At 71.5% G+C, this 25,640-nt stretch carries 21 protein-coding genes and 1 tRNA gene; 9 read left to right on the plus strand and 13 right to left on the minus strand.

Going from position 1 to position 25,640, the window contains the following annotated elements:
• Positions 1-91: 91 nt before the first annotated feature.
• The 3 genes from D9R02_RS05655 to D9R02_RS05665 all read left to right on the plus strand — a co-directional run bounded on the left by D9R02_RS05655 (position 92) and on the right by D9R02_RS05665 (position 2,677).
• Positions 92-805 (plus strand): response regulator transcription factor, encoded by a 714-nt coding sequence (locus D9R02_RS05655; protein WP_019310245.1) that lies wholly within the window; start codon positions 92-94, stop codon positions 803-805.
• Between the two features lie 4 nt (positions 806-809).
• On the plus strand, positions 810-2,282 hold the full coding sequence (locus D9R02_RS05660; protein ID WP_183085953.1) for a sensor histidine kinase: 1,473 nt from the start codon (positions 810-812) through the stop codon (positions 2,280-2,282).
• A gap of 104 nt (positions 2,283-2,386) precedes the next feature.
• Positions 2,387-2,677 (plus strand): WXG100 family type VII secretion target, encoded by a 291-nt coding sequence (locus D9R02_RS05665; RefSeq protein WP_019310247.1) that lies wholly within the window; start codon positions 2,387-2,389, stop codon positions 2,675-2,677.
• Between the two features lie 7 nt (positions 2,678-2,684).
• Here the strand turns inward: D9R02_RS05665 and D9R02_RS05670 are convergent, their stop codons facing one another.
• The 4 genes from D9R02_RS05670 to D9R02_RS05685 form a co-directional block, all read right to left on the minus strand.
• On the minus strand, positions 2,685-3,890 hold the full coding sequence (locus tag D9R02_RS05670; RefSeq protein WP_121566512.1) for an RNase H family protein: 1,206 nt from the start codon (positions 3,888-3,890) through the stop codon (positions 2,685-2,687).
• A 155-nt stretch (positions 3,891-4,045) separates the two neighbouring features.
• Positions 4,046-5,680, minus strand: a complete 1,635-nt coding sequence (gene groL / locus D9R02_RS05675; protein ID WP_012398905.1) for a chaperonin GroEL — start codon at positions 5,678-5,680, stop codon at positions 4,046-4,048.
• Positions 5,681-5,943: 263 nt separating this feature from the next.
• Positions 5,944-6,258 (minus strand): hypothetical protein, encoded by a 315-nt coding sequence (locus D9R02_RS05680; protein WP_121566513.1) that lies wholly within the window; start codon positions 6,256-6,258, stop codon positions 5,944-5,946.
• A 143-nt stretch (positions 6,259-6,401) separates the two neighbouring features.
• The gene (locus tag D9R02_RS05685; protein WP_019310251.1) at positions 6,402-6,626 is read right to left on the minus strand and encodes a DUF3263 domain-containing protein; all 225 of its coding nucleotides are present in this window, start codon (positions 6,624-6,626) and stop codon (positions 6,402-6,404) included.
• Positions 6,627-6,688: 62 nt separating this feature from the next.
• Here D9R02_RS05685 and D9R02_RS05690 point away from each other — a divergent pair, with 62 nt between their 5' ends.
• On the plus strand, positions 6,689-7,372 hold the full coding sequence (locus D9R02_RS05690; protein ID WP_121566514.1) for a uracil-DNA glycosylase: 684 nt from the start codon (positions 6,689-6,691) through the stop codon (positions 7,370-7,372).
• A 19-nt stretch (positions 7,373-7,391) separates the two neighbouring features.
• On the plus strand, positions 7,392-8,246 hold the full coding sequence (locus D9R02_RS05695; RefSeq protein ID WP_121566515.1) for a siderophore-interacting protein: 855 nt from the start codon (positions 7,392-7,394) through the stop codon (positions 8,244-8,246).
• A gap of 15 nt (positions 8,247-8,261) precedes the next feature.
• Here the strand turns inward: D9R02_RS05695 and D9R02_RS05700 are convergent, their stop codons facing one another.
• From D9R02_RS05700 to D9R02_RS05735, 8 genes are all read right to left on the minus strand, one after another.
• Positions 8,262-10,373 (minus strand): threonine/serine exporter family protein, encoded by a 2,112-nt coding sequence (locus D9R02_RS05700; protein ID WP_019310254.1) that lies wholly within the window; start codon positions 10,371-10,373, stop codon positions 8,262-8,264.
• Between the two features lie 121 nt (positions 10,374-10,494).
• A complete protein-coding gene (locus D9R02_RS05705) occupies positions 10,495-11,577 on the minus strand; it encodes a lipid II:glycine glycyltransferase FemX (RefSeq protein WP_121241917.1) in 1,083 nt (360 codons plus the stop codon).
• Positions 11,578-11,665: 88 nt separating this feature from the next.
• On the minus strand, positions 11,666-13,570 hold the full coding sequence (locus tag D9R02_RS05710) for an FMN-binding glutamate synthase family protein (RefSeq protein WP_121241919.1): 1,905 nt from the start codon (positions 13,568-13,570) through the stop codon (positions 11,666-11,668).
• A gap of 101 nt (positions 13,571-13,671) precedes the next feature.
• The gene (locus tag D9R02_RS05715; protein ID WP_121241921.1) at positions 13,672-13,953 is read right to left on the minus strand and encodes an HPr family phosphocarrier protein; all 282 of its coding nucleotides are present in this window, start codon (positions 13,951-13,953) and stop codon (positions 13,672-13,674) included.
• Positions 13,954-14,010: 57 nt separating this feature from the next.
• A complete protein-coding gene (gene ptsP, locus D9R02_RS05720; RefSeq protein WP_081477453.1) occupies positions 14,011-15,756 on the minus strand; it encodes a phosphoenolpyruvate--protein phosphotransferase in 1,746 nt (581 codons plus the stop codon).
• A 5-nt stretch (positions 15,757-15,761) separates the two neighbouring features.
• Positions 15,762-17,888 (minus strand): PTS fructose transporter subunit IIABC, encoded by a 2,127-nt coding sequence (locus D9R02_RS05725; protein WP_121566516.1) that lies wholly within the window; start codon positions 17,886-17,888, stop codon positions 15,762-15,764.
• Between the two features lie 46 nt (positions 17,889-17,934).
• Positions 17,935-19,122, minus strand: coding sequence for a 1-phosphofructokinase family hexose kinase (locus D9R02_RS05730; protein ID WP_121566517.1), 1,188 nt, complete (start codon positions 19,120-19,122; stop codon positions 17,935-17,937).
• Positions 19,119-19,910 carry a DeoR/GlpR family DNA-binding transcription regulator gene (locus D9R02_RS05735; protein WP_070636128.1) on the minus strand — a complete coding sequence of 264 codons (792 nt, stop codon included), beginning with the start codon at positions 19,908-19,910 and terminating at the stop codon, positions 19,119-19,121. Before D9R02_RS05735 ends, D9R02_RS05730 begins: the two co-directional genes overlap by 4 nt.
• A gap of 188 nt (positions 19,911-20,098) precedes the next feature.
• Between D9R02_RS05735 and D9R02_RS05740 the strand changes: the two genes are divergently transcribed.
• The 4 genes from D9R02_RS05740 (at position 20,099) to D9R02_RS05755 (ending at position 24,776) form a co-directional block, all read left to right on the plus strand.
• Complete coding sequence (locus D9R02_RS05740; RefSeq protein WP_121566518.1) at positions 20,099-21,844, plus strand: ABC transporter ATP-binding protein; 1,746 nt, start codon at positions 20,099-20,101, stop codon at positions 21,842-21,844.
• Positions 21,841-23,778: an ABC transporter ATP-binding protein gene (locus D9R02_RS05745; protein WP_121566519.1), complete on the plus strand. Its 1,938-nt coding sequence runs from the start codon at positions 21,841-21,843 to the stop codon at positions 23,776-23,778. The genes D9R02_RS05740 and D9R02_RS05745 overlap by 4 nt, the downstream gene beginning before the upstream one ends.
• A gap of 188 nt (positions 23,779-23,966) precedes the next feature.
• Complete coding sequence (locus D9R02_RS05750) at positions 23,967-24,569, plus strand: TIGR03085 family metal-binding protein (protein WP_039100852.1); 603 nt, start codon at positions 23,967-23,969, stop codon at positions 24,567-24,569.
• Positions 24,570-24,699: 130 nt separating this feature from the next.
• A tRNA-Thr gene (locus tag D9R02_RS05755) sits at positions 24,700-24,776 on the plus strand.
• Positions 24,777-25,098: 322 nt separating this feature from the next.
• On the opposite strand, the gene D9R02_RS05760 is transcribed toward D9R02_RS05755, so the two are convergent.
• The coding region (locus tag D9R02_RS05760) for a DsbA family protein (RefSeq protein WP_183085954.1) at positions 25,099-25,640 on the minus strand (542 nt) is incomplete at its 5' end.

The following is a 25,640-nucleotide window of genomic DNA, read 5'->3' on the forward strand; positions in this document are numbered from 1 at the left end:
GGAGCCTCCGTGCCCCCGCCTGCCCACCCCTCCCAGTTTTCCGCGGGCTGCATGACAGCTTCCATCCAGGAAATTCGGAGACACTGAGCGCATGAACACGAAAACCACAGAAGCGAAACTGCTCGTCGTGGACGACGAGCCGAACATCCTCGAGCTGCTCGCCACCTCCCTGCGGTTCGCCGGTTTCGAGGTCGTCACCGCCGCCAACGGCCGCGACGCCCTGCTCAAGGCCGAGGCCGAGGACCCGGACCTCGCCGTGCTGGACGTCATGCTCCCGGACATCGACGGCTTCTCGGTGACCCGCAAGCTGCGCGCGGCCGGGCGGCACTTCCCCATCCTCTTCCTCACGGCCAAGGACGACACCGACGACAAGGTGGCCGGGCTGACCGTGGGCGGCGACGACTACGTCACCAAGCCCTTCAGCCTCGACGAGGTGGTGGCCCGCATCCGCGCCGTGCTGCGCCGGACCCAGCCGCTCGAGGAGGAGGACTCCCGTCTCAAGGTGGACGACCTCGTCCTGGACGACGACGCCCACGAGGTGTTCCGCGACGGGCGCGAGATCGACCTGTCCCCCACGGAATTCAAGCTGCTGCGCTACCTCATGCTCAATCCTAACCGGGTGCTGTCCAAGGCCCAGATCCTGGACCACGTGTGGGAGTACGACTTCAACGGGGACGCCTCCATCGTGGAGTCCTACATCTCCTACCTGCGCCGCAAGATCGACAACGATCCCGACCAGCCCTCCCTGATCCACACCAAGCGCGGTGTGGGCTACCTGCTGCGCTCCGCGAACAAGCGCCACTGATCCCTTGAACGTGCTCGCCCGGCGGTTCCGCTCCGCGTCCCTGCGCTCGCAGCTCATGGCCCTCACGGGCGTGCTGCTCGCGGTCAGCATCATGGTGACCACGCTGGTGGCGGTCTCGGTGCTGCGGGACTCGCTCGTGACGAGCCTGGACCAGGAGCTGCGGCAGTCCGTCCCCGCGGTGGCGACCGCTCTCACGGGCACCCTCGAGGGTGACGTGAGCTCGCCGGTGCCCACCAACGGGTACCTCCTGGACGCCGAGGGCAACGTGATCGCCACGGCACACGGCGGCGCGCCCACGGCCGAGGACCCGCCGGATCCAGATCTGAGCAGGATGACCCTCGACTACGTGGTGGCCCACGACGGTCAGGCGGAGACCGTGGGGTCCGTGGGCTCGGACGAGGACACGTGGCGGGGGCTGCCCGCCAAGCTCACGATGTTCGACATGTCCGTGGTGGTGGCCGAGCCGATGGCCCGTACGAACGCCATCATCTCGGGCGTGGGCCTGCTGACCTTCAGCTTCGGACTGGCCACCCTGATCGCGGCCATGACCGTGGGGTGGGTCATGGTCACCCGTGCCTTCCAGCCGCTGCGGCAGGTGGAGGCCACTGCCGCGCGGATCGCGGACGGCGACCTCTCCCAGCGCATGGAGGGGTACAACCCGCACACCGAGATCGGTCAGCTCTCCGCGTCCCTCAACGCGATGCTCGGACACATCGAGGACGCCTTCGACGCGCGCACCCGGTCCGAGACCAAGCTGCGGCGGTTCGTGGCCGACGCCTCCCACGAGTTGCGCACCCCGCTGGTGTCCATCCGGGGGTACTCCGAGCTCTACCGCCACGGGGCGCTGCAGACGCCCGAGGACGTGGGCAAGGCCATGGACCGGATCGAGTCGGAGTCCAAACGCATGACGCAGCTCGTGGAGGACCTCCTGACCCTGGCCCGCCTGGACGAGCGCCGGGTGTCCACCATGGGCGCGGTGGACCTGCTGCACCTGGCGTACGACGCCGCCTCGGACGCCCACGCGACCGCTCCCGACCGCACCGTGACGGTGGTGGGCCTGCAGGACTCCTCCCCGGAGGCCGCCTGGGTCCACGGGGACGAGTCCAAGCTGCGCCAGGTGGTGGCCAATCTGCTGACCAACGCCCTGCGCTACACACCGGCGGGCTCGCCGCTGGAGCTCGCCGTGGGTCTCGAACCCGACGTGGACGGCCGGTCCACCTCCGTGCTGCAGGTGCGCGACCACGGGCCGGGCATCCACGGCACGGACGCAGAGCGGGTCTTCGAACGGTTCTACCGGGCGGACTCCTCCCGGACCCGTGAGACCGGGGGCACCGGGCTGGGGCTGTCCATCGTGGCCGCGATCATCGAGCAGCACGACGGCACGGTCCGCCTGGAGCAGACGGACGGCGGAGGAGCCACGTTCACCGTGCGGATCCCGCACACGGAACCTGTGGACAGCCGCGGATCGGACTCCTAGGTCCACCGTCTCCTCGGTCTCGCGTCCCCGCGGACCTCCCCCTCGTAGCGTGACCCGTACCGGCACCCGCCGGTCACCGGCACCTTTTTCCGAGGAGGAACATCATGGCTCACTTCGTGGTGGACAGCGACACCATTGCCGCCAAGTCCCAGCAGGCACACGGGCACATCGAACGGCTCAGCGCGGAGGTCAACGGCATGACCGCCACGCTCACGGATCTGCAGGGCACCTGGACGGGCACCGCCTCCGCGAGCTTCCAGGAGGCCCTGAGCTCGTGGCGCTCGGCGCAGGCCCAGATGGAGCAGGCCGTCGCGCAGATCAACCAGGCCCTCGCGACCGCCGGAACGCAGTACGCGGAGACGGAGGCCGCCAACGCCCGGATGTTCTCCTCGTGAGTCCAGCTCAGTCCTCCGCCGTGACCTGGTGGAAGCGCAGGAGCCAGGGGCCCATGTCGTTGTGCTGGTCCTCGCGCACCCACACGGAGCTGCGACGGGTCACGCGCGAGGGCTCCTCGAGCCGGTAGCTCACGTGGTAGGCATCCGCACCGAGGGCGGTCACCCGCACCTCACCGGGGGTGCCCTCCGCCACGGCCCGGGACGGGAACTGCGCCACCGGCACCACGGCACCGCCCGCGTCGATGCACTGCAGGTCGGGGTGCAGCAGTGCGGTGGCGTGCTCCGCGGCGTGGGGCGACGCCGCCGCACGGGGTGAGGCCCCGGCGGTCTCGTGCGCCGCCCCGGGCGGGGTGCACACCGCCGCGCGCTCCCGTTGCACGGCATCCACCACGAACTGCTCCGACCACCCTTCCGCTCTAACCCCGGCGGACTCCTGGGTCCCGCTCGGCGGCGACGCGGCCTCCAGCTCGGAGAAGAGATCCGGCTGGCTGACCATGCCGTCCCCCGGTGCCGCAGACGGTCGTCCGGCACGTGTGCCGCCACCGGCGGCAGCGTGCCCCGGGGCCGCGGGGCGGGACGTACCACCCTCGGCGGAGGGCGAGGCCGTCGCAGCGCTGGACGCGGGTGCAACGGCGTCTGCGGCGGGCACGGGTGCGGCCGCACCGGACGCGGGTGCGGCGGCGTCGGTGACGGAGGGCTCGGCCCCGGACGCGTGACGAGAGGCGGGGGGGGCATCCTCGTCCCGGAAGCCCGGACCCACCGGCATGTCCTCGGGGGCGGTGCGCGCCTGGTACGCCGTGGCCATCGCCCGGGCACGCACGTCAGCGGCCTCGTTGAGCTCGTGACCGGCGTGGCCCTTGACCCACTCGAAAGTGACCGAGCGGCCGGACAGTTCCCGGTCCAGGGCCTTCATGATGTCCACGTTCAGCACGGGCTTGCCGTCCCGCTTCTTCCAGCCCTTCTTCTTCCAGCCCGGCATCCACTTGGTGATCGAGTTGATCACGTACTGGCTGTCGCAGTAGACCGTGAGCGGTTCGTCCCGCCGGTGGCGCGTGCACTCGAGCAGGTCCAGCACGGCGGTGAGCTCGCCCATGTTGTTGGTGCCGTGCGCCCAGCCGCCCGCACGCCACGACGTGGGGTCGATGTACCAGGCCCAGCCGGCCGGCCCCGGGTTGCCGAGCGCTGAACCGTCCGCGGAAGCAATGATCGTCATGCACCCATCCTCCCAAAGCGTGCCGACACGCGGAACGCCACGGCGCCTTGCCGCCCCACCCGGACGCGGAAGGACCCCGGACACGACGTGCGCGTCCGGGGTCCTTCACGGGTCTCACCCGCAGAACGGGTGGGAGTCCACTCGGTGGAGTGGAATCACATCATGCCGCCCATGCCGCCCATGGGATCGGCACCCGCGCCCGCACCGGCGGCCTCGGGCTCCGGCTTGTCCGCCACCACGGCCTCCGTGGTGAGGAACAGCCCGGCGATGGACGCCGCGTTCTGCAGAGCGGAACGGGTCACCTTGACGGGGTCGTTGATGCCCGCGGCCATGAGGTCCTCGTACTCGCCGGTGGCGGCGTTGAGGCCCCAGCCGGTCTCGAGCCCGCGCACCTTGTCGACCACCACGCCGGGCTCCATGCCGGCGTTGAGGGCGATCTGCTTGAGCGGGGCGTCGATGGCGACCTTGACGATGTTCGCGCCCGTGGCCTCGTCACCCGAGAGGTTCAGGGAGTCGAACACCTTGGCACCGGCCTGGATGAGGGCCACGCCACCGCCGGCGACGATGCCCTCCTCCACGGCCGCCTTGGCGTTGCGCACGGCGTCCTCGATGCGGTGCTTGCGCTCCTTGAGCTCCACCTCGGTGGCCGCGCCGGCCTTGAGCACTGCCACACCGCCGGCCAGCTTGGCCAGGCGCTCCTGCAGCTTCTCGCGGTCGTAGTCGGAGTCGGAGTTGTTGATCTCCGCGCGGATCTGCGCCACGCGGCCCTCGATCTCCTCCTGGGTGCCGGCGCCGTCCACGATGGTGGTCTCGTCCTTGGTGACGACGACCTTGCGGGCCTGGCCCAGCAGGTCGATCGTGGCGGACTCGAGCGACAGCCCCACCTCTTCGGTGATGACCTGGCCGCCGGTGAGGATCGCGATGTCCGCGAGCTGCGCCTTGCGGCGGTCGCCGAAGCCGGGAGCCTTGACGGCCACGGACTTCACAGCGCCGCGCATCTTGTTCAGCACCAGCATGGCCAAGGCCTCGCCGTCCACGTCCTCGGCGATGATCAGCAGCGGCTTGCCGGCCTGCATGACCTTCTCCAGCACGGGGACCAGGTCCTTCACGGCGGAGATCTTGGAGTTCACGATGAGGATGTAGGGATCCTCCAGGACGGCCTCCTGGCGGTCCGCGTCCGTGACGAAGTAGCCGGAGAGGTAGCCCTTGTCGAAGCGCATGCCCTCGGTCAGCTCGAGGTCCAGCCCGAAGGTGTTGGACTCCTCGACGGTGATGACGCCTTCCTTGCCGACCTTCTCCATGGCCTCGGCGATCAGCTTGCCGATCTCGGGGTCAGCGGCGGAGATGGACGCGGTGGCGGCGATCTCCTCCTCGGTCTCGATCTCCTTGGCGGAGGACAGCAGCTGCTCGGTCACGGAGGCCACGGCCTTCTCGATGCCGCGCTTGAGGGACAGCGGGTCCGCACCGGCGGCCACGTTGCGCAGGCCTTCCTTCACGAGGGCCTGGGCCAGCACGGTGGCCGTGGTGGTGCCGTCACCGGCGACGTCGTCGGTCTTCTTGGCGACCTCCTTCACGAGCTCGGCGCCGATCTTCTCATACGGCTCCTCCAGCTCGATCTCCTTGGCGATGGAGACACCGTCGTTGGTGATGGTGGGGGCGCCCCAGGACTTCTCCAGGACCACGTTGCGGCCGCGGGGGCCGAGCGTGACCTTGACGGCGTCCGCGAGGGTGTTGAGACCCTTCTCGAGGCCGCGGCGTGCTTCTTCATCGAATGCGATCATCTTTGCCATGTGATTCGTCCCTCCTGGACGGTCGACAAACGAGACTGGTCACGATGCCCGCGACGGACGGCGCTCGCACCGCGGTCCTCACCGCGCCGCGACCACCTCACCGTGATGTGGTTTCCACTCGTGCGCCGAGGCGGTGCCACCGGACCCGGTTAGCAGTCCACCCGACTGAGTGCTAATCCCATAGTGGCACTGCCGCGCGCGGAACCGCAAACGCCCTGCGCGTGGTGGGCTCAGGTTTCATTGCCGGCTGAACGCCGGACGGCTCAGACGTGCTCGACGCCGCCCGGGGCCGGTGCGCGCAGGCCCGCCGTGGCGGCGTCGGCGAGCACGGGCGAAGCGGTGGTCACGGCGACCGGGGACACCGCAACGCTCCCGAGGGACTGCGCCTCCTGGGCCGTGCGGGGCGCGTTGACGAAGCACACGGCACCGAGCACGAGGGCGAGCACGCCCGAGACGAGGACCGTGCGGAACTGTCGCGTGGAGCCCTCACGGGCGCGGGGGTTGTGGCCGCGGTGCGCGCCCTGGCGCGCGCCGTCCTCGGGAACGTCGTCGAACTCGTCGCGGGGGTGTTCGCTCATGGTCTCGCTCTCCTGGGCCCGGCTCGCGCACCGCGCGGTGCTCCGGGCGCAACGCTGTCAGTGGCCACTATCGCACGGCCGACCGGGTGCCCGCTCGGAGGTCTGCCCGCGTCCGGGGACACGCGCCCGGTGTCCACGAGCGGTCAGCGCGAGCGCGCCCGGCGCAGCCTGGAGATCAGCATCGGCGCGTGGCGCGCTGCGGCCTCGGAGGAGATCAGGGCGTTCAGACGCTGGTAGTAGTTCACCGGGCTCAGTCCCAGCCGCGAGCGGATCGCGGACTCCTTGGCGCCGCGGTACTTCCAGTGCTCGGACTCGAGCTCCAGAACGGCCCGGTCCAGCTCGTCGAGCTCCTCCCCCGTGGTAGACATGGCGTCAACCCTAGCGCGCGGGGACTGCGCCGCGCGCGACGCACCGCACCAGGAGGCCACTCGTGAGCACCCCGCGCCCGCTGTCCGAGATCATGCACCCGGAGTGGGCCGCCGCACTCCAGCCCGTGGAGCCCCGGATCCGGGAGATGGGCGAGTTCCTGCGGGCCGAGCACGCCGCGGGGCGGCACACCCTGCCGGCCGGGGAGAACATCTTCCGCGCGTTCCGGGAGCCGCTGTCCGCGGTGAAGGTGCTGATCGTGGGCCAGGACCCCTACCCCACGCCCGGCCACGCCATGGGGCTCTCGTTCTCGGTGGCGCCGGATGTCCGCCCGGTCCCCCGGTCCCTGCAGAACATCTACAAGGAGCTGCGGTCCGACCTGGGCATCGAGGCGCCCCCGCACGGGGACCTCTCCTCGTGGGCGGGTCAAGGAGTCATGCTGCTCAACAGGGTGCTCACGGTGCAGGCGGGCTCGGCGGCGTCGCACCGGGGCAAGGGCTGGGAGGCGGTCACCGAGTGCGCGGTCCGGGCACTCGGTGACCGCCAGCAGCCCCTCGTGGCCGTCCTGTGGGGCCGGGACGCCCGCACCACCAAGGACTGGCTGGGCGGGGCACCCACGGTGGAGTCGGCGCACCCCTCACCGCTGTCCGCGTCCCGAGGGTTCTTCGGCTCCCGCCCCTTCTCGCGCGTCAACGACCTGCTGCGGGAGCAGGGGGCGGAGCCCGTCTCGTGGGAGCTGCCGGGTTAGGGTCCCCTACGCTGGGGCCATGCCACGGATTCCAGCGCCCGCGGACCGCAAGCCCCAGATCAACCTCAGCGTGCTCGAGCGCACCCGTCTCGCGCCCGCCATGGTGCGCGTGGTGTGCCGCATCGACAACCCCGAGGACTTCCGGGACATCGCACCGCCCAAGAAGTACGTCAAGCTGCTCTTCTTCTCCCCGCAGACGCTCGCGGCCACCGCTCCCGGTGAGCTGCCGGACTACTGGGCGGTCCGGGAGAGCGCGCCACCGCACGAGCAGCCGGTGTCCCGCCACCTGACCCTGCGCCGGGTGGACCTGTCCACGGCCACACTGTGGATCGACGTGGCCCTGCACGGCGGCGAGGGCCACGCCGGCCCGTGGGCCGCGTCCGCCCAGCCCGGTGACCGGATCGTGGCCCTGGGCCCGGGCGGGAAGTGGGCTCCGGACCCCGCCGCCTCATGGAGCATCTTCGCGGGGGACGACGCCGCCGTTCCCGCCGTGCTCGCGAACCTCGAGGCCCTGCCGGGCACCGCGCGCGGTGAGGCGGTTCTGGAGGTCCAGGACGCCTCCCACGAGCTCGACCTCTCGGACACGGCCGTACCCGAGGGCGTGCGGGTGCGGTGGGTGCACCGGGCGGACGAGCGCCCGGGTGAGCGGGCGCTCGTCGTCGGCCTGTCGGAGGCCGCGTGGCCCGGGGACCTCACGGGCGTGCAGGCGTTCGTGCACGGCGAGCGCGAGGCCATGAAGGCCGCCCGTCGGGAGCTGTTCGACGTCCGGGGACTCGACCGCGCACAGGTGTCGCTGTCCGGCTACTGGGCGCGGGGGCGCACCGAGGACGTGTTCCAGGCGGAGAAGAAGCTGCCCGTGGGCAAGATCCTCTGAGGTCCGCGCGCGCCGTCAGCGGCGGCGGTTGCGCCGCTGCGAGAGGTGCTGCATCTGCTCGATGAACGGGCGCATGAGGTACTTGGCCAGCACCACGCCGGCGGCCAGCAGCACGATCGAGGCCATGGCGTTGACCAGCTCGTTGATGCCCTGGCCCGGGGCCTCGGTCTGCACCGTCATGGCGTACATCCCGCGGAACAGGGTGAGCCCCGGCAGCAGGAACGTCATGGCCGGGATCGCGAGCACGGCCTGGGGAATCTTGGAGCGGGCGGCCAGCAGGGCGGCCACGCACCCGCTGGCCACCGCCCCCACGCCCGTGGCGATCCGGCTGCCGGCGTCCACGAGTCCCACGCCGTGGTACAGCAGCAGCCCCGCGAGGGCCGCGGCCACGGCCGGGGGGATGTGCCGCGGTTTGACCTGCATGGACACCGCGATCAGGGCGGTGGAGACGAGCATGAACGCGATGTTCGTCAGCTTGCCCGTGGGGGTGAAGCTCGACTGGGAGATGTCGATGGGAGGCACCCCGAGCACGTTCACGGTCAGGGACACCCCCAGGGCAATGCCCGCGACGATGCCTAGGAATGCCATGGCCGTGGAGAGCAGCCGCCCCGCCGCGGTCACCGGGAAGCCGTTGATGGCGTCCTGCATGGTGGAGACCATGCGCGTGGTGGGCAGCAGCATGATCAGACCGCCCGCGATCACCGTGGGCGGCGACAGCGGCACACCGAGGGCGGAGACCACGATGGCCACGAGCGTGACCACGAAGGCGTTGGCGGCGAGTGTGAAGAACTCAGGGATCCGCCACGCGCTGAGCTTGGCGGTGACCATCTGCACCACGGCGGCCGAGGCCACGGCCACCGACGCCCCCACCCAGGACGCCCCGAGGGCCAGCGCCAGGGTTCCGGCCACGAGCACGGTCGCGGCCGTGACCATCCAGCGGGCGTAGGGCTTGGGGCGCGCATTGATCTCCGCGAGCTCCCGCTCCGCCCTGCGCAGCGGCATCTCGCCCTCGATGATGCGGATCACGAGCTGGTGGGTGTCCGCCAGGCCCGAGTAGTTGTCCGTCCACGAGCGCACCACGCGCATCACGGTGTGGCTGGAGGTCGCGGAGTCCCCCCAGGGGTCCTCCCCCGTCCGGGTGGTCCCCGAGCCGCGGATCTCCCCGGTGGTGCCGGGGGTGCCCGCGAACGAGGATGCGTTCTCCCCGGCCTCCCTCTCGGCCACCGTGGTGGCCGGTGTGAGCCCCGCGGCCGCGAGCTGGCCCGTGGCGGTGGTCTCGGCCACGTAGTTGATGGTCACGGACTGGTTGGTGATGTCCACCTCGAGGTTCTCCACCCCGTAGGTGGCGCACACCGCGATGATGGCGTTCTCCACGTCCAGGGCGTCCGCCCCGTAGTGGAACATGGTCTCCGCGAGGCGCAGGGCGAAGTTCAGGGTCCGCCGGGCCTGCCGGTCGGAGCCGTCGCCGAACTTGCGCAGGTGACGGAACGGCGTGGAGGTGAGACGGTCCACCACGCGCATGGGAGCCGTGGGGGCGGCGTCGCCCTGAACGAGCGAGCGGAACAGGGACCGGGAGGCCTTCGGGGGGTCCACCCGGGCGGCCGGGTACACGGCCCGGGGGATCGCGGTGGTGGCCGGGGCGATCTCGTGCTCGACCGTCTCCGGGCGCTCCACGGGCGAGGCCGCCGGGGTGCTGCTGCGTCGGGACGTGGTGCCGATCGGCTCGGTGAGCGCGGCGGGGACCCCGCCGCGGTGTCCCTGCCCCGCGCGGTCCGCGGCGATCTGTCCGGGGGTGAGCACGGGCAGGGCGGAGACCCGGGTGGATCCGGCGGTGGCCGACTGACCCGTCCGCAGGGTTCGCGGCCCGGCGGTGCGGGGGGCCGCGGCGTGCGGGTCCGTGTGCGGGTGCGCGGCGGCGCGCGCACGGGCCTGGGCCGCCTGTTCCTCCGTGGGGCGCGGCATGGGATGCGCACGACGGCGCGGAGCGGTGGAACGCACGGCCTCCCGCAGCGCCGTGTCACCGCCCGGGCCGAAGGGCTGGTCGTCGGCCGAGGGGCGGGCCGTGGCCTCCCCCGAGGACGGGTACCCCTGGTGCGCCAGGTGCCTCAACTGCTCGTTCACGCTCACGTCGGATGACCCTTCCCTGCCGCCGCGGGCACTGCTCAGATCTGGTGTGGTGGCTGGTGCGGGCCTCGGCTCTCAGGCCGGGACGCGGTGGACCCGCCGGGTGTCGCGGCGGGGTGGACGGTCAGTAGAACGGCTGCCCCGTGCGGCGCACCCACAGCTGACGCTGGACCTTCTCCGCCACGTTGGTCCAGACAGCGTATTTCGCGCGGCTGAGCGGCTGGTCCCAGACGCCTGCGTAGTCCACGACAGTTTTCGTGAAGCTCGTCTTGAACAGACCCAGGCCGTAGTAGTGGTGCTCCTTGTTCTTGAGCTGGTCCGAGGGCGGTGTGCCGCAGAAGTCGTACTGCGTGATCCCGTGGTCCCGCTTCAGGTCCGTGATCGCGCTCCACTGCACCAGGTGGGAGTCCCCGTACTGCTTGCGGCGGGGCTTGGAGCCGCCGTCCTTGTACGTTCCCTTGGAGCCGTACGCGATCACGTAGGCACCCACGGAGGGCTTGCCGTCCTCGTAGGTGAAGTACAGGCGTCCCTGGCCGCGCTCGGCGAAGTTCGTCCAGAACGCCCGGTAGTACTCGTAGGAGCGCAGGTTCACGTGCGCGTGGCCCTGGCCCACGGAGTCCATGAGGGTGTACATGGCGCGCATGTTCTCCTCGGTGAGCGGAACCTGCGCCACCTCGCAGCCCTCGCGGGTGGCGCGGCGCACGGCGTTGCGGCCGCGGGAGTGCAGGGACTTCAGCAGGGCCTTCTCGTCCATGTCCGTGTCCAGCACCGCGGTGGAGTCGTTCGGCTGGATCTCGAAGGACTCCACCAGCCCGCAGCGCGCGAGCACCCCGGCGGCGTAGTCCGAGGCCACGATCTCGGGCTCGTACTTGATCGCGAACACGCCCTTGGCCGCGCCGGCCACGAAGCGCTCGTTGGCGGCCACGATGCCCGGCATGTCGTCCACGGACTCCACGTCCGGGCCCTTGATCATGTACCAGAGCCTGCCGAGAGCAGGGACCTTCTTCTCGAGCACCAGGTTGTAGCTCGCCCGCGAGCCGTCCGAGGGTTCGTAGACCACGTGCCGGGGCGTCCACCCGTGGTCCTTCTTGACCTCCGCGAAGGCCTCCGACTGCAGCAGGTTGCCGCCCGCCGGGTTGGCCGTCACGTGGGAGTCCCACTCGGCGATCTCCTGGGCGGTGGCAAATCGTGCCGTGAATTCTCGCAAGGCTCTCTCAATCCTTCGACCGCGGGTCGTGCTCGGACGGTGGGCGACGCCGCGCGGCGACGCCGTCCCACATGATATCCCTCCGCGCTCAGGCCATCCCGGGGTTGCGGCTGCGGGAGTCGTCACGCGGATCCACGTTGTCTGGCTCGGGAACCGGGTCCCGCGTGGTGTGCTGGGCGCCCGCCGTGGTCCCGGGCTCGCCCTCCGGGCGCTTGCCGGTCCCCGCCGGGGAGCCGTTCTCCCGGGAGCCCCCGGCAACGGGGGCTCCGGAGGGGGACGACGCCGCCGCGGGGCGCCCGTCCGGGAAGCGCACGCCGGCGGCGCCGCCCGCGTACCTGCGGTCCGCCTCGGGGATCACGCCGGCCGGGGTCAGCGGCCCGCGGTCGTGGAACACGTACTTGCCGGGGTGGCCCGCGGAGAAGCGGTCCGGGTCCGCGTAGTCCCAGTCCTCACCCCAGCCGCCCTCGACGCCCCCGAACAGCTCACCGGGGCGCAGCCACTGGTAGAGGGTCTCGTAGGACGTGGACTGGGTGGCCGTGACCTTGCGGCGCAGCATCTCCCGGGTGAGCTCCTCGGGGTGCTCGCAGCCCATGGTGGAGATCATCTGCCCCGCCTCCGCCACCGTCAGGCGGTGGTAGCGCTCCACGCGCTCGCCCTTGTCCGTCACGTCCAGGGCACGGTAGAGCCTGGGATCCTGGGTGGTGACCCCCACGGGGCACTTGTTGGTGTGGCAGGCCTGGGCCTGGATGCACCCGACCGCCATCATCATGGCACGGGCGCTCATGCAGAAGTCCGCGCCCTGGATGATGTGGCGCACGATGTCGTGGCCCGAGGTGATCTTCCCGGCGCACCCGAGCTTGATGCGCTCCCGCAGACCGGAGCCCACGAGCGCGTTGTGCATGAGGATCAGGCCCTCCACGAGCGGCGTGCCCACGTGGTCCTGGTACTCCAGCGGGGCGGCTCCGGTGCCGCCCTCACCGCCGTCCACGATGATGAAGTCCGGGCTCACCCCCTCCTCGATCATGGCCTTGCAGATGGCGAGGATCTCCACGCGCGAGCCCACGCACAGCTTGAACCCGATGGGCTTGCCGCCGGAGAGCTCCCGCAGCCGCGCCACGAACCGGATCAGCTCGCGCGGGGTGGTGAACGCCGAGTGGCTGGCCGGGGAGATGCAGGTCTGCCCCTCGGGCACGCCGCGGGCCGCCGCGATCTCCGCGGTGACCTTGGAGCCGGGGAGCACACCTCCCAGACCGGGCTTGGCGCCCTGGGAGAGCTTGATGTTGATGGCCTTGACCTGCGGCAGGCGGGACTTCTCCCGGAAGACCTCCGGGTCGAAGTTCCCGTGCTCGTCCCGGGTGCCGAAGTACCCGGAGCCGAACTCCCAGATGAGGTCGGCGCCGTGCGCCAGGTGGTACTCCGTGAGGCCGCCCTCACCGGTCTCCTGCGCGAACCCGCCCAGGGCCGCACCCTTGTTCATGGCCAGCACGGCGTTCTTGGACAGGGAGCCGAAGCTCATGGCGGAGATGTTCAGCAGCGAGGCGTCGTAGGGCTGGAGGCAGTCCGGGCCGCCCAGCCGCACGCGGTGCTCGTCCTCGGGCGCGGGTTTGGGAGCCACCGACTGCACGAAGTACTCGTAGCCGGGCTCGTTGACGTTCAGCTCGGTGCCGAACGCCTTGTCCCCCTTGAAGCCCTTGGCCCGGGAGTACACGAGCGAGCGCTGGTCGCGGTCGAAGGGCTTGCCGTCGTAGTTGCGCTCGATGAAGTACTGCTGGATCTCCGGACGGATCTTCTCCAGGAAGAACCGCATGTGACCCAGCACGGGGAAGTTGCGCAGCACCGAGTGCTTGCGCTGCGTGGCGTCGCGCACGGCCACGAGCAGCAGGAGGAGGAAGGCGATGGCGGGGAACCACCATCCCCAGGGACCGAGAACTGCCGCGAGGACCGTGGCGAGGGTGGCCACGGCGAGGCCGGCGAGGATCAGATGACGCACCATGGGGACACCGTACCCCGCGCGTCCGGAGCCCGGCCCGAGGCGTGCGGGCATGACACCGGTGCACCGGATCCGCGGAGGAATCCGGTGCACCGGGGGGAGTGTCAGTCGGCGTCGAGGTCCGTCTCGATGATGCCCGCGAGGTGCTCGAGGGCCTCCTCGGCTCCCTCGCCCTCGGCGGCGAGGACCACGCGATCGCCGTGGGCGGCGCCCAGGGACATGAGGGACAGCACCGAGGAAGCGTCCATGCCCTCTTCGGCATCCTCGCCCTCGGCGCGGATGGTGATCTCCAGGTTCTCGTACTCCCCGGCCGCTTCCGCGAAGATCGCGGCGGGTCGGGCGTGCAGCCCCACGCTGGAGGCCACGGTGGCAGTGCGTTCTGACATGTCAGCTCCTAGTCGTTGTCTTGCGGATGGTTTCGTTCCGGGCAGCCCCGGGGGCCGTCACAGACCCAGCTCGGCCAGCACGGGCAGCTCCGCCCGCACGGTGTCCCGCGCCTCCTGCGGACTCGTGGCCCGCAGTGCGAGACGCGCGATCCTCCGGGCCTGCTCCGTGTCCACAGTCCTCAGCACCGCGGCCACCGCGGCGAGTGAACGAGCGCTCATGGACAGCGAGTCCACGCCCAGGCCCACCAGCACGACCGCGAGCGCGGGATCCGCGGCGGCTTCTCCGCACACTCCCACGTTCTTGGGGGTGGCGTGCGACTGCGAGGCCGACGCCGCCCCGCGCGTCACGCACTCGACCATGCGCAGCACGGCGGGCTGCCACGGGGAGTTCAGCTCGGCCAGCGAGCCGAGCATCCGGTCCGCGGCCATCGTGTACTGGGTGAGGTCGTTGGTGCCCAGGGACACGAAATCCACGCGGTCCAGGATCTGCTCGGCGGTCATGGCGGCGGCGGGCGTCTCGACCATCACGCCGCTCACGGGCAGCCCCGCCGCGTGGACGAGCTCACGGAAGTGGGCGGCCTCGGCCACCGTGGCGATCATGGGGGCCATGACCCACACGTCCGCAGAGCTCTCGGCGGCGGCCGCGGCAATGGCCTCCAGCTGCCGGGCGAGAACACCCGGTGTGCTCCAGTCGGTGCGGTAGCCGCGCACCCCCAGCGCCGGGTTGGGCTCCTGCGCGTCGGTGAGGAACGGCAGCGGCTTGTCCGCGCCGGCGTCGAGCGTGCGCACCACGACCTTGCGCCCCGGGAACGCGGCGAAGACCTCGGCATAGGCCTCGGCCTGCTCGGCCACGGTGGGCTCGGTGTCCCGCCCGAGGAAGCAGAACTCGGTGCGCAGCAGCCCCACGCCCTGGGCGCCGGCCTCGGCGGCCGCGCGGGCGTCGTCGCCCGTTCCCACGTTGGCCAGCAGCGGGACCGCCGTGCCGTCCGCGAGCTCGCCGTGCCCGTCGAAGGACGCCAGCTGCTCGCTCGCGCGCCGCCACGCGGCCACGGCCTGCTCCTCGGTCACGCCCGGTTCGGTCACGACCGCCCCGGCCGCGCCGTCCACGTACACGCGCGTGCCGCCGGGCAGCTCCAGCACGCCGGCCACGGCGACCACCGCGGGCAGACCGAGGTTGCGGGCGAGGATCGCGGTGTGGGACTGCGGACCGCCGGACTCGGTCACCAGGGCCAGCACCACATCGGGGTCGAGCACCGCCGTGTCCGCGGGCGCGAGGTCCTCGGCGGCGAGCACGAACGGCTCACGGCGCTGGGGCACGCCGGGGGCGTCCTCCCCGCGCAACTGCGCGACGATCCGTGCACGCACGTCCTCGATGTCCGCGGCACGCTCCGCCATGTAGCCGCCCATGGCACGCATCTGGTCCGCGTAGGCGGTGGCGGCCTGCCACAGTGCCCGCTCGGGGCTCAGCCCCTGCGACACCACGAGCTTGCCGGCGTTCTTGGTCAGGGCCCGGTCCCCCGCCATCAGCGCGGTGGCCTTGAGCACCTCGGCCGCGGATTCGGACCGGGCGCGGGCGGCGCGCTCGGTGAGCTCGGCCTTGACCGCGAGCGCGGCGGCCCTGAGCCGGTCGACCGCCGCCTCGGGGTCGCCCGTGAGCGGATCCCCCTCGGGCGGCTCCGTGACGGCCGGGGCCATGTGCACCAGGGGGGCGATGACCCGCCCCGGGCTCACGCCCACGCCGTGCAGGCTCTGCTGCTCGGGCTGCTTCTCGGGGCTCTGCTGCCCCGTCCGGTTCTCGTCCATGCTGCTCACGCTTCCACGGTCTGCGGGGTGGCGGGAACCCCGGGGGTCTCGGCGGCCCGCTTCTCGACCCCGCCCACGCGCTTGAGGAGCGTCACCAGCACGCCGGTGACCAGGGTGCCCACCAGAACGGAGCCGATGAAGGCCAGGGGACCACCGATCACCGGCAGGATAAAGAACCCGCCGTGCGGAGCGGCGGAGGTGACGCCGAAGGCCATGGTCATGGCGCCGGTCACCACACCGCCGGCCATGCATCCCGGGATCACGCGCAGGGGATCCGCCGCGGCGAACGGGATGGCGCCCTCGGAGATGAAGGAGGCCCCGAGCAGCCACGAGGTCTTCCCGTTCTCCCGTTCCGCCGCGGTGAAGTACTTCCGGCCCAGCACGGTGGAGGCCAGGGCCAGTCCCAGAGGGGGCACCATGCCCGCGGCGATCACGGTGGCCATGATCTCCTGGGGTGCGGTGTTGGTCGCGGTGGCGGCGCCCAGACCGGCCACGGCGAACGAGTAGGCCACCTTGTTGATGGGGCCGCCCAGGTCGGAGCACATCATGAGGCCCAGCACCGCCCCGAGCGCCACGGCGGACGCCCCGCTCATCCCGGCGAGCAGCCCGTTGAGCCACGTCATGAACGCCGCGATGGGCCCGCCGATCGCCAGGAACAGCAGCCCGCCCGCGAAGAGCGAGGCCAGCAGCGGGATGATCACCACGGGCATGAGCGAGCCCAGCCAGCGGGGCAGCCGCGGCAGGCTCAGCCAGTACGCGCACAGCCCCGCGAGCAGACCGCCCACGATGCCGCCGATGAAGCCCGCTCCCATGAAGTTGGCCACCAGACCCGCGGTGAAGCCCGGGGCGATGCCCGGCCGGTCCGCGAGCCCGTAGGCGATGTAGCCCGCGAGCGCCGGGACCAGCAGGCTCATGGAGAGGTTGCCGATCGTGAACAGCACCGCGCCCAAGTACATGGACAGGGACACGTCCCCCAGGTTGCCCAGGGTGGCGGTGCCCAGGATGTCCTCCGCCTGCTTCGCGACGGCCACCGGGTCCGCGATCATGAACGCGATGGCCATGAGCAGACCGCCCGCGGCCACGAACGGGATCATGTAGCTCACGCCCGTCATCACGGCCTTGCGGATGCGCGTGCCCCAGCCCTCGCTCGCGGTCAGGGCATCTGCCGTGGCCGTGCCGTCCCCCGTGACGCGCGGTGCGCGGGGGTCGTCCGCGGCGGCGAGCGCCTCCTCGACCATCTCGCGGGGCTCGTCGATCCCCCGTTTCACGGCCGAGGCGATGTACGGCAGGCCCGCGAAGCGGTTGCGCTCGCGGACATCCACGTCGGTCGCGAAGATCACGGCCTCGGCGCGCGCGATCACCTGCGGATCCAGGCGGGTGGCGCCGGAGGAGCCCTGCGTCTCGACCTGCAGGTCCACCCCCATCTCCTGCGCGGTGTTGGTCAGAGCGTCTGCGGCCATGTAGGTGTGCGCGATCCCGGTGGGGCACGCGGTCACGGCCACGAGCCGACGCGGGCCACCGGCGTCCCGCGCACCGTCCTCACCGTGGGACGACGACGCCGCGGCGCCCGCTCCCCCGGTCACCGCACCGACCGCGGTGGCACCCGCGGCGGGAGCCGCGGGTGAGCCCGCCGACGAGGTGCCGTCCCCCGCGGGGCGTGCGGCGGCGTCGTCGGCCGGAGCGAGCCCCAGGGCCCCGTCCACGACGGCCACGACCTCCTCCGGGGAGGCGGCCGCGCGCAGGGAGGCCACGAACGGCTTCTTCATGAGGGAGCGCGCGAGCTTGGAGAGCAGCTTGAGGTGCTCCTGGTCCGCGCCCGCCGGGGCCGCGATGAAGAACACGATGTCCGCCGGGCCGTCCTTGGCGCCGAAGTCCACGGCAGGGGCCAGGCGCGCCATCACGAGGGTGGCCCGGGTGACGGCCTCGGAGCGGCAGTGCGGGATGCCGATGCCGCCGGGGATCCCGGTAGCGTTCTTGGCCTCGCGGGCGAGGGCGTCCGCCGCGAGCGAGTCGGCGTTCCGCGCGCGGCCGTTCCGGTGGACGGTCGCCGCGAGGGCGCGGATCACGCTGTCGGTGTCCCCGCCCAGCTCCCGGTCCAGCAGGACCAGGTCGGGGGTGATGAGTTCTGACATCTCGGTGCTCCTCGGGTACGGGCCGGTGCGGCGCGCAGTGGGTGGATCAGGGACGAAGACCCGCAGGCCCGCGGTCGGGACCGGGGGCGTCCGGGGCGGCGTCGGCGGGGCCGGGCGCCGACGCCGTCCCCGGTGGGTCGGCGGGCCGGGTCGTGGCGGGCTGCTTCACGGCGGGCTGGGTCGCGGCGGCCCGGTGCCGTGCGGCGTCGTGGGCCGTGCCCCGCGGGGTGTGGGAGGCAGGCGGGGTGTGGGAGACCTGCGGGAACCCCGCACACGGGCCGAGCTCCGTCACGCGCACGGCGTCGGGGGTCGTCTGGGCGGCACTCGGCATCTGAGTACCGGGCAGTGCGGCGGCCGCGGACCCGTGGGCGACCGCGTGGCGCAGACACTCGCTCGGCGTGTCTCCCCGCTCGGCGGCCACGAGGTACCCGGTCAGCGCGCTGTCCCCGGCCCCCACCGTGGAGCGGACGGTGACCGGTTCGTGCACCGCGTGCCACGCGCCGTCGGCCGTGACGAGCACGGCGCCGTGGCCGCCCAGCGTGCACAGCACCGCGCCCACGCCGCGCTCCACGAGGATGCGCGCGGCATCGGCCGCGGCCCGGGGATCGGCCTCGAGCGCGTCGCCGTCCTCCCGGCCGAGCAGCTGGGCGAGCTCGTGCCCGTTGGGCTTGATGACGTCCGGCAGCACAATCGCTCCCGGGGCCAGCGCCTCGGTCAGCGGGGCCCCGGAGGTGTCCAGGGCGTACGACGGCGCCGCGGCCCCGAGCGCCCCGCGCACCCGGGACGCGATGACCGCGTACACGTCCTGGGCGGGTCCCGGGGGCACGGAACCGGCGAACACGAGCCACGAGGCACCGGCGGCACGGCTCACGATCCGCTCCACGATCCGCTCCACGGTGCCCTCGTCCAGGGCGGGACCGGGCTCGTTGATCTTGGTGGTTGTGCCGTCCGGCTCGGTCACGGTGATGTTCGTGCGGATGGAAGCGCCGGTGGACACGTTGTCGTAGCGCACCCCGGCGGCGTCGAGCCCCGCGAACAGGGGGTCGGTGTCGTCGCCGGGGGCGATGGCCACCGTGGCCGCTCCCCCGGCGGCGAGCGCCCGCGAGATGTTGATGCCCTTGCCGCCCGGGTCCTGGCGGGTGGCGTGTGCACGCTGCACGCGGCCACGGGCCAGCGGGGCGGAGAGGTCCACCGTGCGGTCCACGGAGGGGTTGAGGGTCACGGTGATGATCATGCGACGACCACTTCCACGTCTGCGTCTTCGAGGGCCTGCGCGAGGTCCCCCATGGGTGCCCTGTCGGTGATGAAGGTGTCGATCTGCTCCAGCGAGCAGAATCGTGTGAGGGTCTCCTGGTCCTGCTTGCTGGCATCGCACAGCACCACCACGCGGCGCGCGGCCGTCACGATCGCGGACTTCACCACCGCCTCGATGGGGTCCGGGGTGGAGAGCCCGAAGCGGGCGTGGGCGCCGTTGCAGCCCACGAACGCGAGGTCCGGTCGCAGCTGGTCGTAGTGCTGGGCCGCACGGGAACCGGTGGCCGCCCACGTGAGCTTGCGGATCCGTCCGCCCACGAGTTCGAGCCCCACACCCTCGGCGTCCGCGAGCTTGGCCGCGATGTGCAGCGCGTGGGTGATCACCAGCTGCTCCTGACCGCCCTCCAGGTGGTTGTCGCGGGACAGCATCAGCTCCGCGAGCGCCTCCACCGTGGTTCCGGCATCGAGCACCACGGCCCCGGCGCCGGCGTCCTCCAGCAGTTCGAGGGCCTTGAGGGCGATGCTGTGCTTCTGCGCGGTGGCCAGACGGTGGCGGGAGTCCATGCCCTGCTCCCCGCTCGTGGACTGGTCCACGGACACGGCTCCCCCGTGGACGCGCCGCAGCCTTCCCTGGGACTCGAGGACCGCGAGGTCCCGTCGGATGGTCTCCATGGTCACCTCGAAGCGGCGGGCCAGTTCCGCGCCGTTCACCCGGCGCTCGCGGGTCACGGTGCGGGCGATCTCCTCGTGTCGTTCTGCAGCGAACATGCTCACCTCACGGACGGGGCTGCTGGTCTCACGCGTGTTGGATGTGAGCTTATGTCTGTTTATGTGGTTTTACCACCCTTTTTCCCACATTTCTCCCGTCGTCCCCGACCGAACCGTGTCCGGGCGACCGCGTATATTGGGCCCGTCATCGGCTCCGGCCGCGCTGCTCTGCGTCAGGATCGACCGTCATGCTGCTGCGCCTTCTGCGCACCCACGCCCGTCCCTACCTCCCCTGGGTGGTGGGGGTCCTGGTCTTCCAGCTGATTTCCACGATCGCCACCCTCTCTCTGCCGAGTCTCAACGCCAGGATCATCGACAACGGCGTGACCAAGGGGGACACCGACTACATCTGGAGCACCGGCGCGGTGATGCTGGCGGTCGCCCTGGTCCAGGTGGTCTCGGCCGTCGTCGCCGTGTGGTGCGGCGCTCGCACCGCGATCGGCGCGGGTCGGGACCTGCGCCGCAGCGTGTTCCTGCGGGTCGGCTCGTTCAGCGCGCGCGAGGTCGGGAGCTTCGGGGCGCCCTCGCTGATCACCCGCAACACCAATGACGTCCAGCAGATCCAGATGCTCACGCTCATGGCCCTGAACTTCATGGTCATGGCACCCATCATGTGCGTGGGCGGGATCATCATGGCCCTGCGGGAGGACCCCGGGCTGTCGTGGCTCGTGTGGGTCTCCATCCCCGTGATGGGCGTGCTGCTGGGGCTCGTGGTCTCCCGGCTCATGCCGTGGTTCCGCACCATGCAGGAGCGCATCGACGGCATCAACGGCGTGCTGCGCGAGCAGATCACCGGCATCCGCGTGATCCGCGCGTTCGTGAAGGAACCCTTCGAGACGCGGCGCTTCGCCCGCGCCAACCAGGACATCACGGACATCTCCCTCAAGATCGGCGCACTGTTCGTACTGATGTTCCCCGTGATCAACATGGTCATGCACCTGGCCACCGCGGCCGTGCTGTGGTTCGGCGGCCAGCGCGTGGACCAGGGGCAGATCGAGGTGGGCGCCCTCACGGCGTTCCTGCAGTACATGCTCCAGATCCTGATGGCCGTCATGATGGCCACGTTCATGTTCATGATGGTCCCGCGCGCGGTGGTCAGCGCCGAGCGCATCACCGAGGTGCTGGACACCCACCCCGCCATGCACCCCCCGCAGCGGTCGGCCGCGGCCCCGCGCGCTCGCGGCAGGCTCGAGTTCCGGGACGTCACCTTCCAGTACCCCGGGGCCGAGGCCCCCGTGCTGGACGACATCTGCTTCACCGCGGAGCCCGGGCGGACCGTGGCGATCGTGGGGGCCACCGGATCCGGGAAGAGCACCCTCATCAACCTGGTCCCCCGCCTCATCGACCCCGTGGGTGGCGAGGTGCTGCTGGACGGGCTGGCGCTGCCGGACTACGCCCCGGAGGACCTGGCCGGGCGGGTGGGTCTCGTCCCGCAGCGGCCCTTCCTGTTCTCGGGCACCGTGGCGAGCAACCTGCGCTTCGGGCGCGAGGACGCCACGGACGAGGAGCTGTGGGAGGCCCTGCGCGTGGCGCAGGCGGAGGACTTCGTGCGGGCCATGCCCCAGGGTCTCGACGCCCCCATGTCCCAGGGCGGAACCAACGTCTCGGGCGGTCAGCGCCAGCGGCTCAGCATTGCCCGTGCCCTCGTGGCGCGCCCGAGCGTCTACGTCTTCGACGACTCCTTCTCCGCACTGGACGTGGCCACCGACGCCCGACTTCGCGCGGCGCTGCGCCCGGTCACCCGGGACGCCACCGTGGTCACCGTGGCCCAGCGCGTCTCCACCATCACGGGCGCGGACGAGATCCTGGTCCTCGAACGGGGCCGCATCACCGCCCGGGGCACCCACGAGGAGCTCGTGGCGAGCAGCACCACGTACCGGGAGATCGTCACCTCCCAGCTGTCGGCAGACCAGAGCACCGGAGGCGCACTGTGAGCGAGACCCAGGAACCCGCCCGCAAGCCGCAGCAGTTCTGGGCCTCGGCCGCGCGGCTCATGAAGCTGCTCACGCCGCACAAGGCGGCCCTCACCGTGGTGGTCCTGGCCGTGGTGGTCTCGGTGGTCCTGGGCGTGTGGGCGCCGCGCGTGCTGGGACGTGCGATGGACGTGATCTTCGCCGGCGTCGTCGGCCGCTCCCTGCCCGCCGGTGCGGACCAGGAGCAGGTGGAGGCCGGGCTGCGCGCGCAGGGCCAGGACTCCACCGCGGACATGATCTCCGCCATGACCCTGGTCCCCGGCCAGGGCGTGGACTTCACCAGGCTGGGCACCCTCATCCTCACGGTCCTCGCCATGTACACCGTGGCCTCCGTGCTGATGTGGCTGCAGGGCTACGTGCTCAACCGCGTGGTGATGCGGGTGGTGTACGACCTGCGCGCCGAGGTGGAGCGCAAGATCAACGCCCTGCCGCTGAGCTACTTCGACACCCGCCAGCGCGGGGACGTGATGTCGCGGGTGACCAACGACGTGGACAACATCCAGACCGCGCTGCAGCAGACCTTCGCGCAGCTGGTCCAGGACGTCCTCACCGTGCTGGGCATCGTGGTCATGATGTTCGTGGTCTCGTGGCAGCTCGCCCTGGTGGCGCTGCTCGCGCTGCCGCTGTCCGCGGTGGCAGCCGGCGTGATCGGCACCCGCTCCCAGCGCATGTTCAAGGAGCAGTGGAAGGCCACGGGCCAGCTCAACGGGCACATCGAGGAGTCCTTCTCGGGCCACGAGCTCGTCCACGCCTACGGGCGTCAGCGTGAGATGCAGGCGCAGTTCGACGAGCGCAACGAGGAGCTCTACCGCGCCGCCTTCGGCGCCCAGTTCCTGTCCGGGACGATCATGCCCGTCATGCAGTTCATCTCCTACCTCTCCTACGTGGGCATCGCGGTGCTCGGCGGGCTGCGCGTGGCCACCGGGCAGCTGACCCTGGGGGACGCCACCGCGTTCATCCAGTACTCGCGCGAGTTCACCCAGCCGCTGTCGCAGGTGGCAGGCATGGCCACCCAGCTGCAGTCCGGCATCGCGTCCGCGGAGCGCACCTTCGAGCTGCTGGACGCCCCCGAGCAGGAGCCCGAGACCCCCACCGCCCAGCTGCCCGCACGGCTGCGTGGCGAGGTGCGCTTCGAGCACGTGGACTTCTCCTACGACAAGGCCGCCCTCGCCCAGGGCGCCAAGCCCATGATCGAGGACCTCTCCCTGCACGTGGAGCCCGGACGGACCGTCGCGATCGTCGGCCCCACGGGTGCCGGGAAGACCACGCTGGTGAACCTGGTCCTGCGCTTCTACGAGATCGACGGCGGGCGGATCACCCTGGACGGCATCGACATCCGGGACCTGGCCCGCCACGACCTGCGCTCCCAGGTGGGCATGGTGCTGCAGGACGCGTGGCTGTTCAGCGGCACGATCATGGAGAACATCCGCTTCGGCCGCCAGGACGCCACGGACGAGGAGGTGGTCGCGGCGGCGCAGGCCACGTACGTGGACCGCTTCGTGCGAGCCCTGCCGGACGGCTACGACACCGTGATCAGTGAGGAGGGGTCTTCGGTCTCCGCCGGGGAGAAGCAGCTGATCACGATTGCGCGAGCCTTCCTGTCCCAGCCGTCCCTGCTGATCCTGGACGAGGCGACGTCTGCTGTGGATACCCGCACGGAGCTGCTCGTGCAGAAGGCCATGGCGGCTCTGCGGGCGCAGCGCACGTCCTTCGTGATCGCCCACCGGCTGTCCACCATCCGGGACGCGGACACGATCATCGTGATGCGTTCCGGGCGGATCGTGGAGCAGGGTTCCCACGCGGAGCTCATCGAGGCCCAGGGCGTGTACGCGGAGCTGTACGAGGCCCAGTTCAACGAACCCGAACCCGGCGTGGGCGCCGACGCGGACGCCTGATCTCCGGACGGGGCACCGCGCCCCCTCCACGCGCACTCGTGGCGGCTTCCCGACGGCTCCGTCGTGCCGGTGCCGCCGGTGTGCGCAGACCCCCGATCTCGGCGCCAGGGTGCCCCGGGGCGGTGGCGCACCCGGCCGAGCGCGTCTACCGTGGTCGTGATGGTCCACCCCACAGAACGGATGTCCCCGTGACAAACTTCGCCAATGTCGAACGCCGCCACCTCGCCGCGCTGCTGCGCCGGGTCGGCCCTGATGCCCCCACGCTGTGCGAGGGGTGGGACACCCGCGACCTCGCCGTGCACCTCGCCATCCGCGATGCGCGCCCGGATGCGGTGCCCGGGATGTTCGCGCCCAAGCTCCCGCTGCTGGGCTCGCACACCAGGTCCGTGGACGGGGACTACCGCGCCATTCCGTGGGAGTCCCTCGTGGACCTCGTGGAGCGTCCCCCGCTGCACTCCCCCGGTCGCTGGTCCCCGGTGGACAAGCGCATGAACACGGGCGAGTTCTTCGTGCACCACGAGGACGTCCGCCGCGCCCAGCCGCAGTGGCACCCGCGTCAGCTGCTCCACGACGAGCAGAAGGCCCTGTGGGCCATGCTCAAGCTGGGCGGTCCGGCCATGCTCCGCAAGGAGTCCGAGTCCGTGGTGCTCCTCGCCGCGGGCTTCGGCGCCGTGCGCGGCGGCAAGAAGTCCGCGCGGCGCGTGAAGATCGTGCGCGGCGAGCCCTCGGAGCTGCTGCTGTGGGCCTTCGGACGCCGGGAGCAGGCCGCGGTGGAGATCTCCGAGGAATGACCCCCGCGCCTCGCTGACAGTCGGCCACGCTCCCCGGGGAGCGTGGCCGACGTCGTCTGCGCGGGCCGCCCGGCGCGGTCCAGTATCATGGAGCGGTCCCGTTCTCGCGGCAGCGAACCGGGGCCGCAGCGCCTCCTTAGCTCAGATGGCCAGAGCATCTGTCTTGTAAACAGAGGGTCGCCGGTTCGAATCCGGCAGGGGGCTCCACAGCGCCTGGCGCACACGAGGGGCACACGGAACACGCCGTGTGCCCCTTCGCCGTCTCCCCCTGGTGCGCGCCGGGTGGTTGCCGCGCGCACGACGCCGCCGCACTCGGCAACCGGGCAACGTCCCGATCGCCAGCACCTCCTGCGGGCGCGCGGTCACCGTTCAGGGCCCCGGCCGCACCCACGACGCCGCTCCGCCCCGCCCTGCCCTGCCCCGGCACGGTTCCGACGGGGCGCAGCCCTCGCTCACCGCGTCCCGGGAGCACGGCAACGGGCCCCGTTCCCGGAGGAACAGGGCCCGTTCGGCACGGAAGCTGTGGCACCTACTTCTTGGCGTCGACGGCCTTCTTGAGCATGTCCTCGAAGGCCCCCTCCTCGTAGCGCTTGCCGTCCACGAACATGGTGGGGGTCCCGGCCACGCCGTTGGTCACGGACTCGCGGGTGGCCACGTCCACCATGGGGCGGTAGGTGTTCTCGTCGATGTCCTCGGCGGTCACGGAGGCCCCGTGCTTCCCGGCGATCTCCGCGAGCTCCTGGTTGCTCAGACCACCGGTTCCCTGGTGGGTGAACACCTCCTGGGAGTACTCCAGGAACTGGTCCGCACTGACCTGCTCGGCCACCAGGTAGGCCGCGTTGGCGGCGCGCGAGGAGTACTGGTCGGGAGTGGCCTTGTCCAGGAAGTTGAGGTTGCGGTACTCCACGTCCAGCTTCCCCGCGTCCACGTACTTCTTGAGGAGCTCCGCGTTCTCCTTCTCGAAGTCCGCGCAGTGCACGCACTCGTAGTCCTGGAACACCACGAGCTGCACGGGCTCCCCGTTGGTGGCCGCCTTGTCCGCGTCCACGATGCCCGGGGGCGTCTTGGTGG

Origin of the sequence: Kocuria rhizophila, from assembly GCF_003667225.1 — a bacterium.
In the GTDB taxonomy this organism is placed as follows: Bacteria; Actinomycetota; Actinomycetes; order Actinomycetales; family Micrococcaceae; genus Kocuria; species Kocuria rhizophila.

Bases quoted from the DNA above. Each gene is read 5' to 3' on its own strand.
- D9R02_RS05695 (WP_121566515.1), top strand. From the start codon at position 7,392: ATGCCACGGATTCCAGCGCCCGCGGACCGCAAGCCCCAGATCAACCTC.
- D9R02_RS05680 (WP_121566513.1), bottom strand. From the start codon at position 6,258: ATGAGCGAACACCCCCGCGACGAGTTCGACGACGTTCCCGAGGACGGC.
- D9R02_RS05735 (WP_070636128.1), bottom strand. From the start codon at position 19,910: ATGTTCGCTGCAGAACGACACGAGGAGATCGCCCGCACCGTGACCCGC.
- D9R02_RS05725 (WP_121566516.1), bottom strand. From the start codon at position 17,888: ATGTCAGAACTCATCACCCCCGACCTGGTCCTGCTGGACCGGGAGCTG.
- D9R02_RS05655 (WP_019310245.1), top strand. From the start codon at position 92: ATGAACACGAAAACCACAGAAGCGAAACTGCTCGTCGTGGACGACGAG.
- D9R02_RS05715 (WP_121241921.1), bottom strand. From the start codon at position 13,953: ATGTCAGAACGCACTGCCACCGTGGCCTCCAGCGTGGGGCTGCACGCC.
- D9R02_RS05670 (WP_121566512.1), bottom strand. From the start codon at position 3,890: ATGACGATCATTGCTTCCGCGGACGGTTCAGCGCTCGGCAACCCGGGG.
- groL (WP_012398905.1), bottom strand. From the start codon at position 5,680: ATGGCAAAGATGATCGCATTCGATGAAGAAGCACGCCGCGGCCTCGAG.
- D9R02_RS05685 (WP_019310251.1), bottom strand. From the start codon at position 6,626: ATGTCTACCACGGGGGAGGAGCTCGACGAGCTGGACCGGGCCGTTCTG.
- ptsP (WP_081477453.1), bottom strand. From the start codon at position 15,756: ATGGACGAGAACCGGACGGGGCAGCAGAGCCCCGAGAAGCAGCCCGAG.
- D9R02_RS05710 (WP_121241919.1), bottom strand. From the start codon at position 13,570: ATGGTGCGTCATCTGATCCTCGCCGGCCTCGCCGTGGCCACCCTCGCC.
- D9R02_RS05665 (WP_019310247.1), top strand. From the start codon at position 2,387: ATGGCTCACTTCGTGGTGGACAGCGACACCATTGCCGCCAAGTCCCAG.
- D9R02_RS05730 (WP_121566517.1), bottom strand. From the start codon at position 19,122: ATGATCATCACCGTGACCCTCAACCCCTCCGTGGACCGCACGGTGGAC.
- D9R02_RS05740 (WP_121566518.1), top strand. From the start codon at position 20,099: ATGCTGCTGCGCCTTCTGCGCACCCACGCCCGTCCCTACCTCCCCTGG.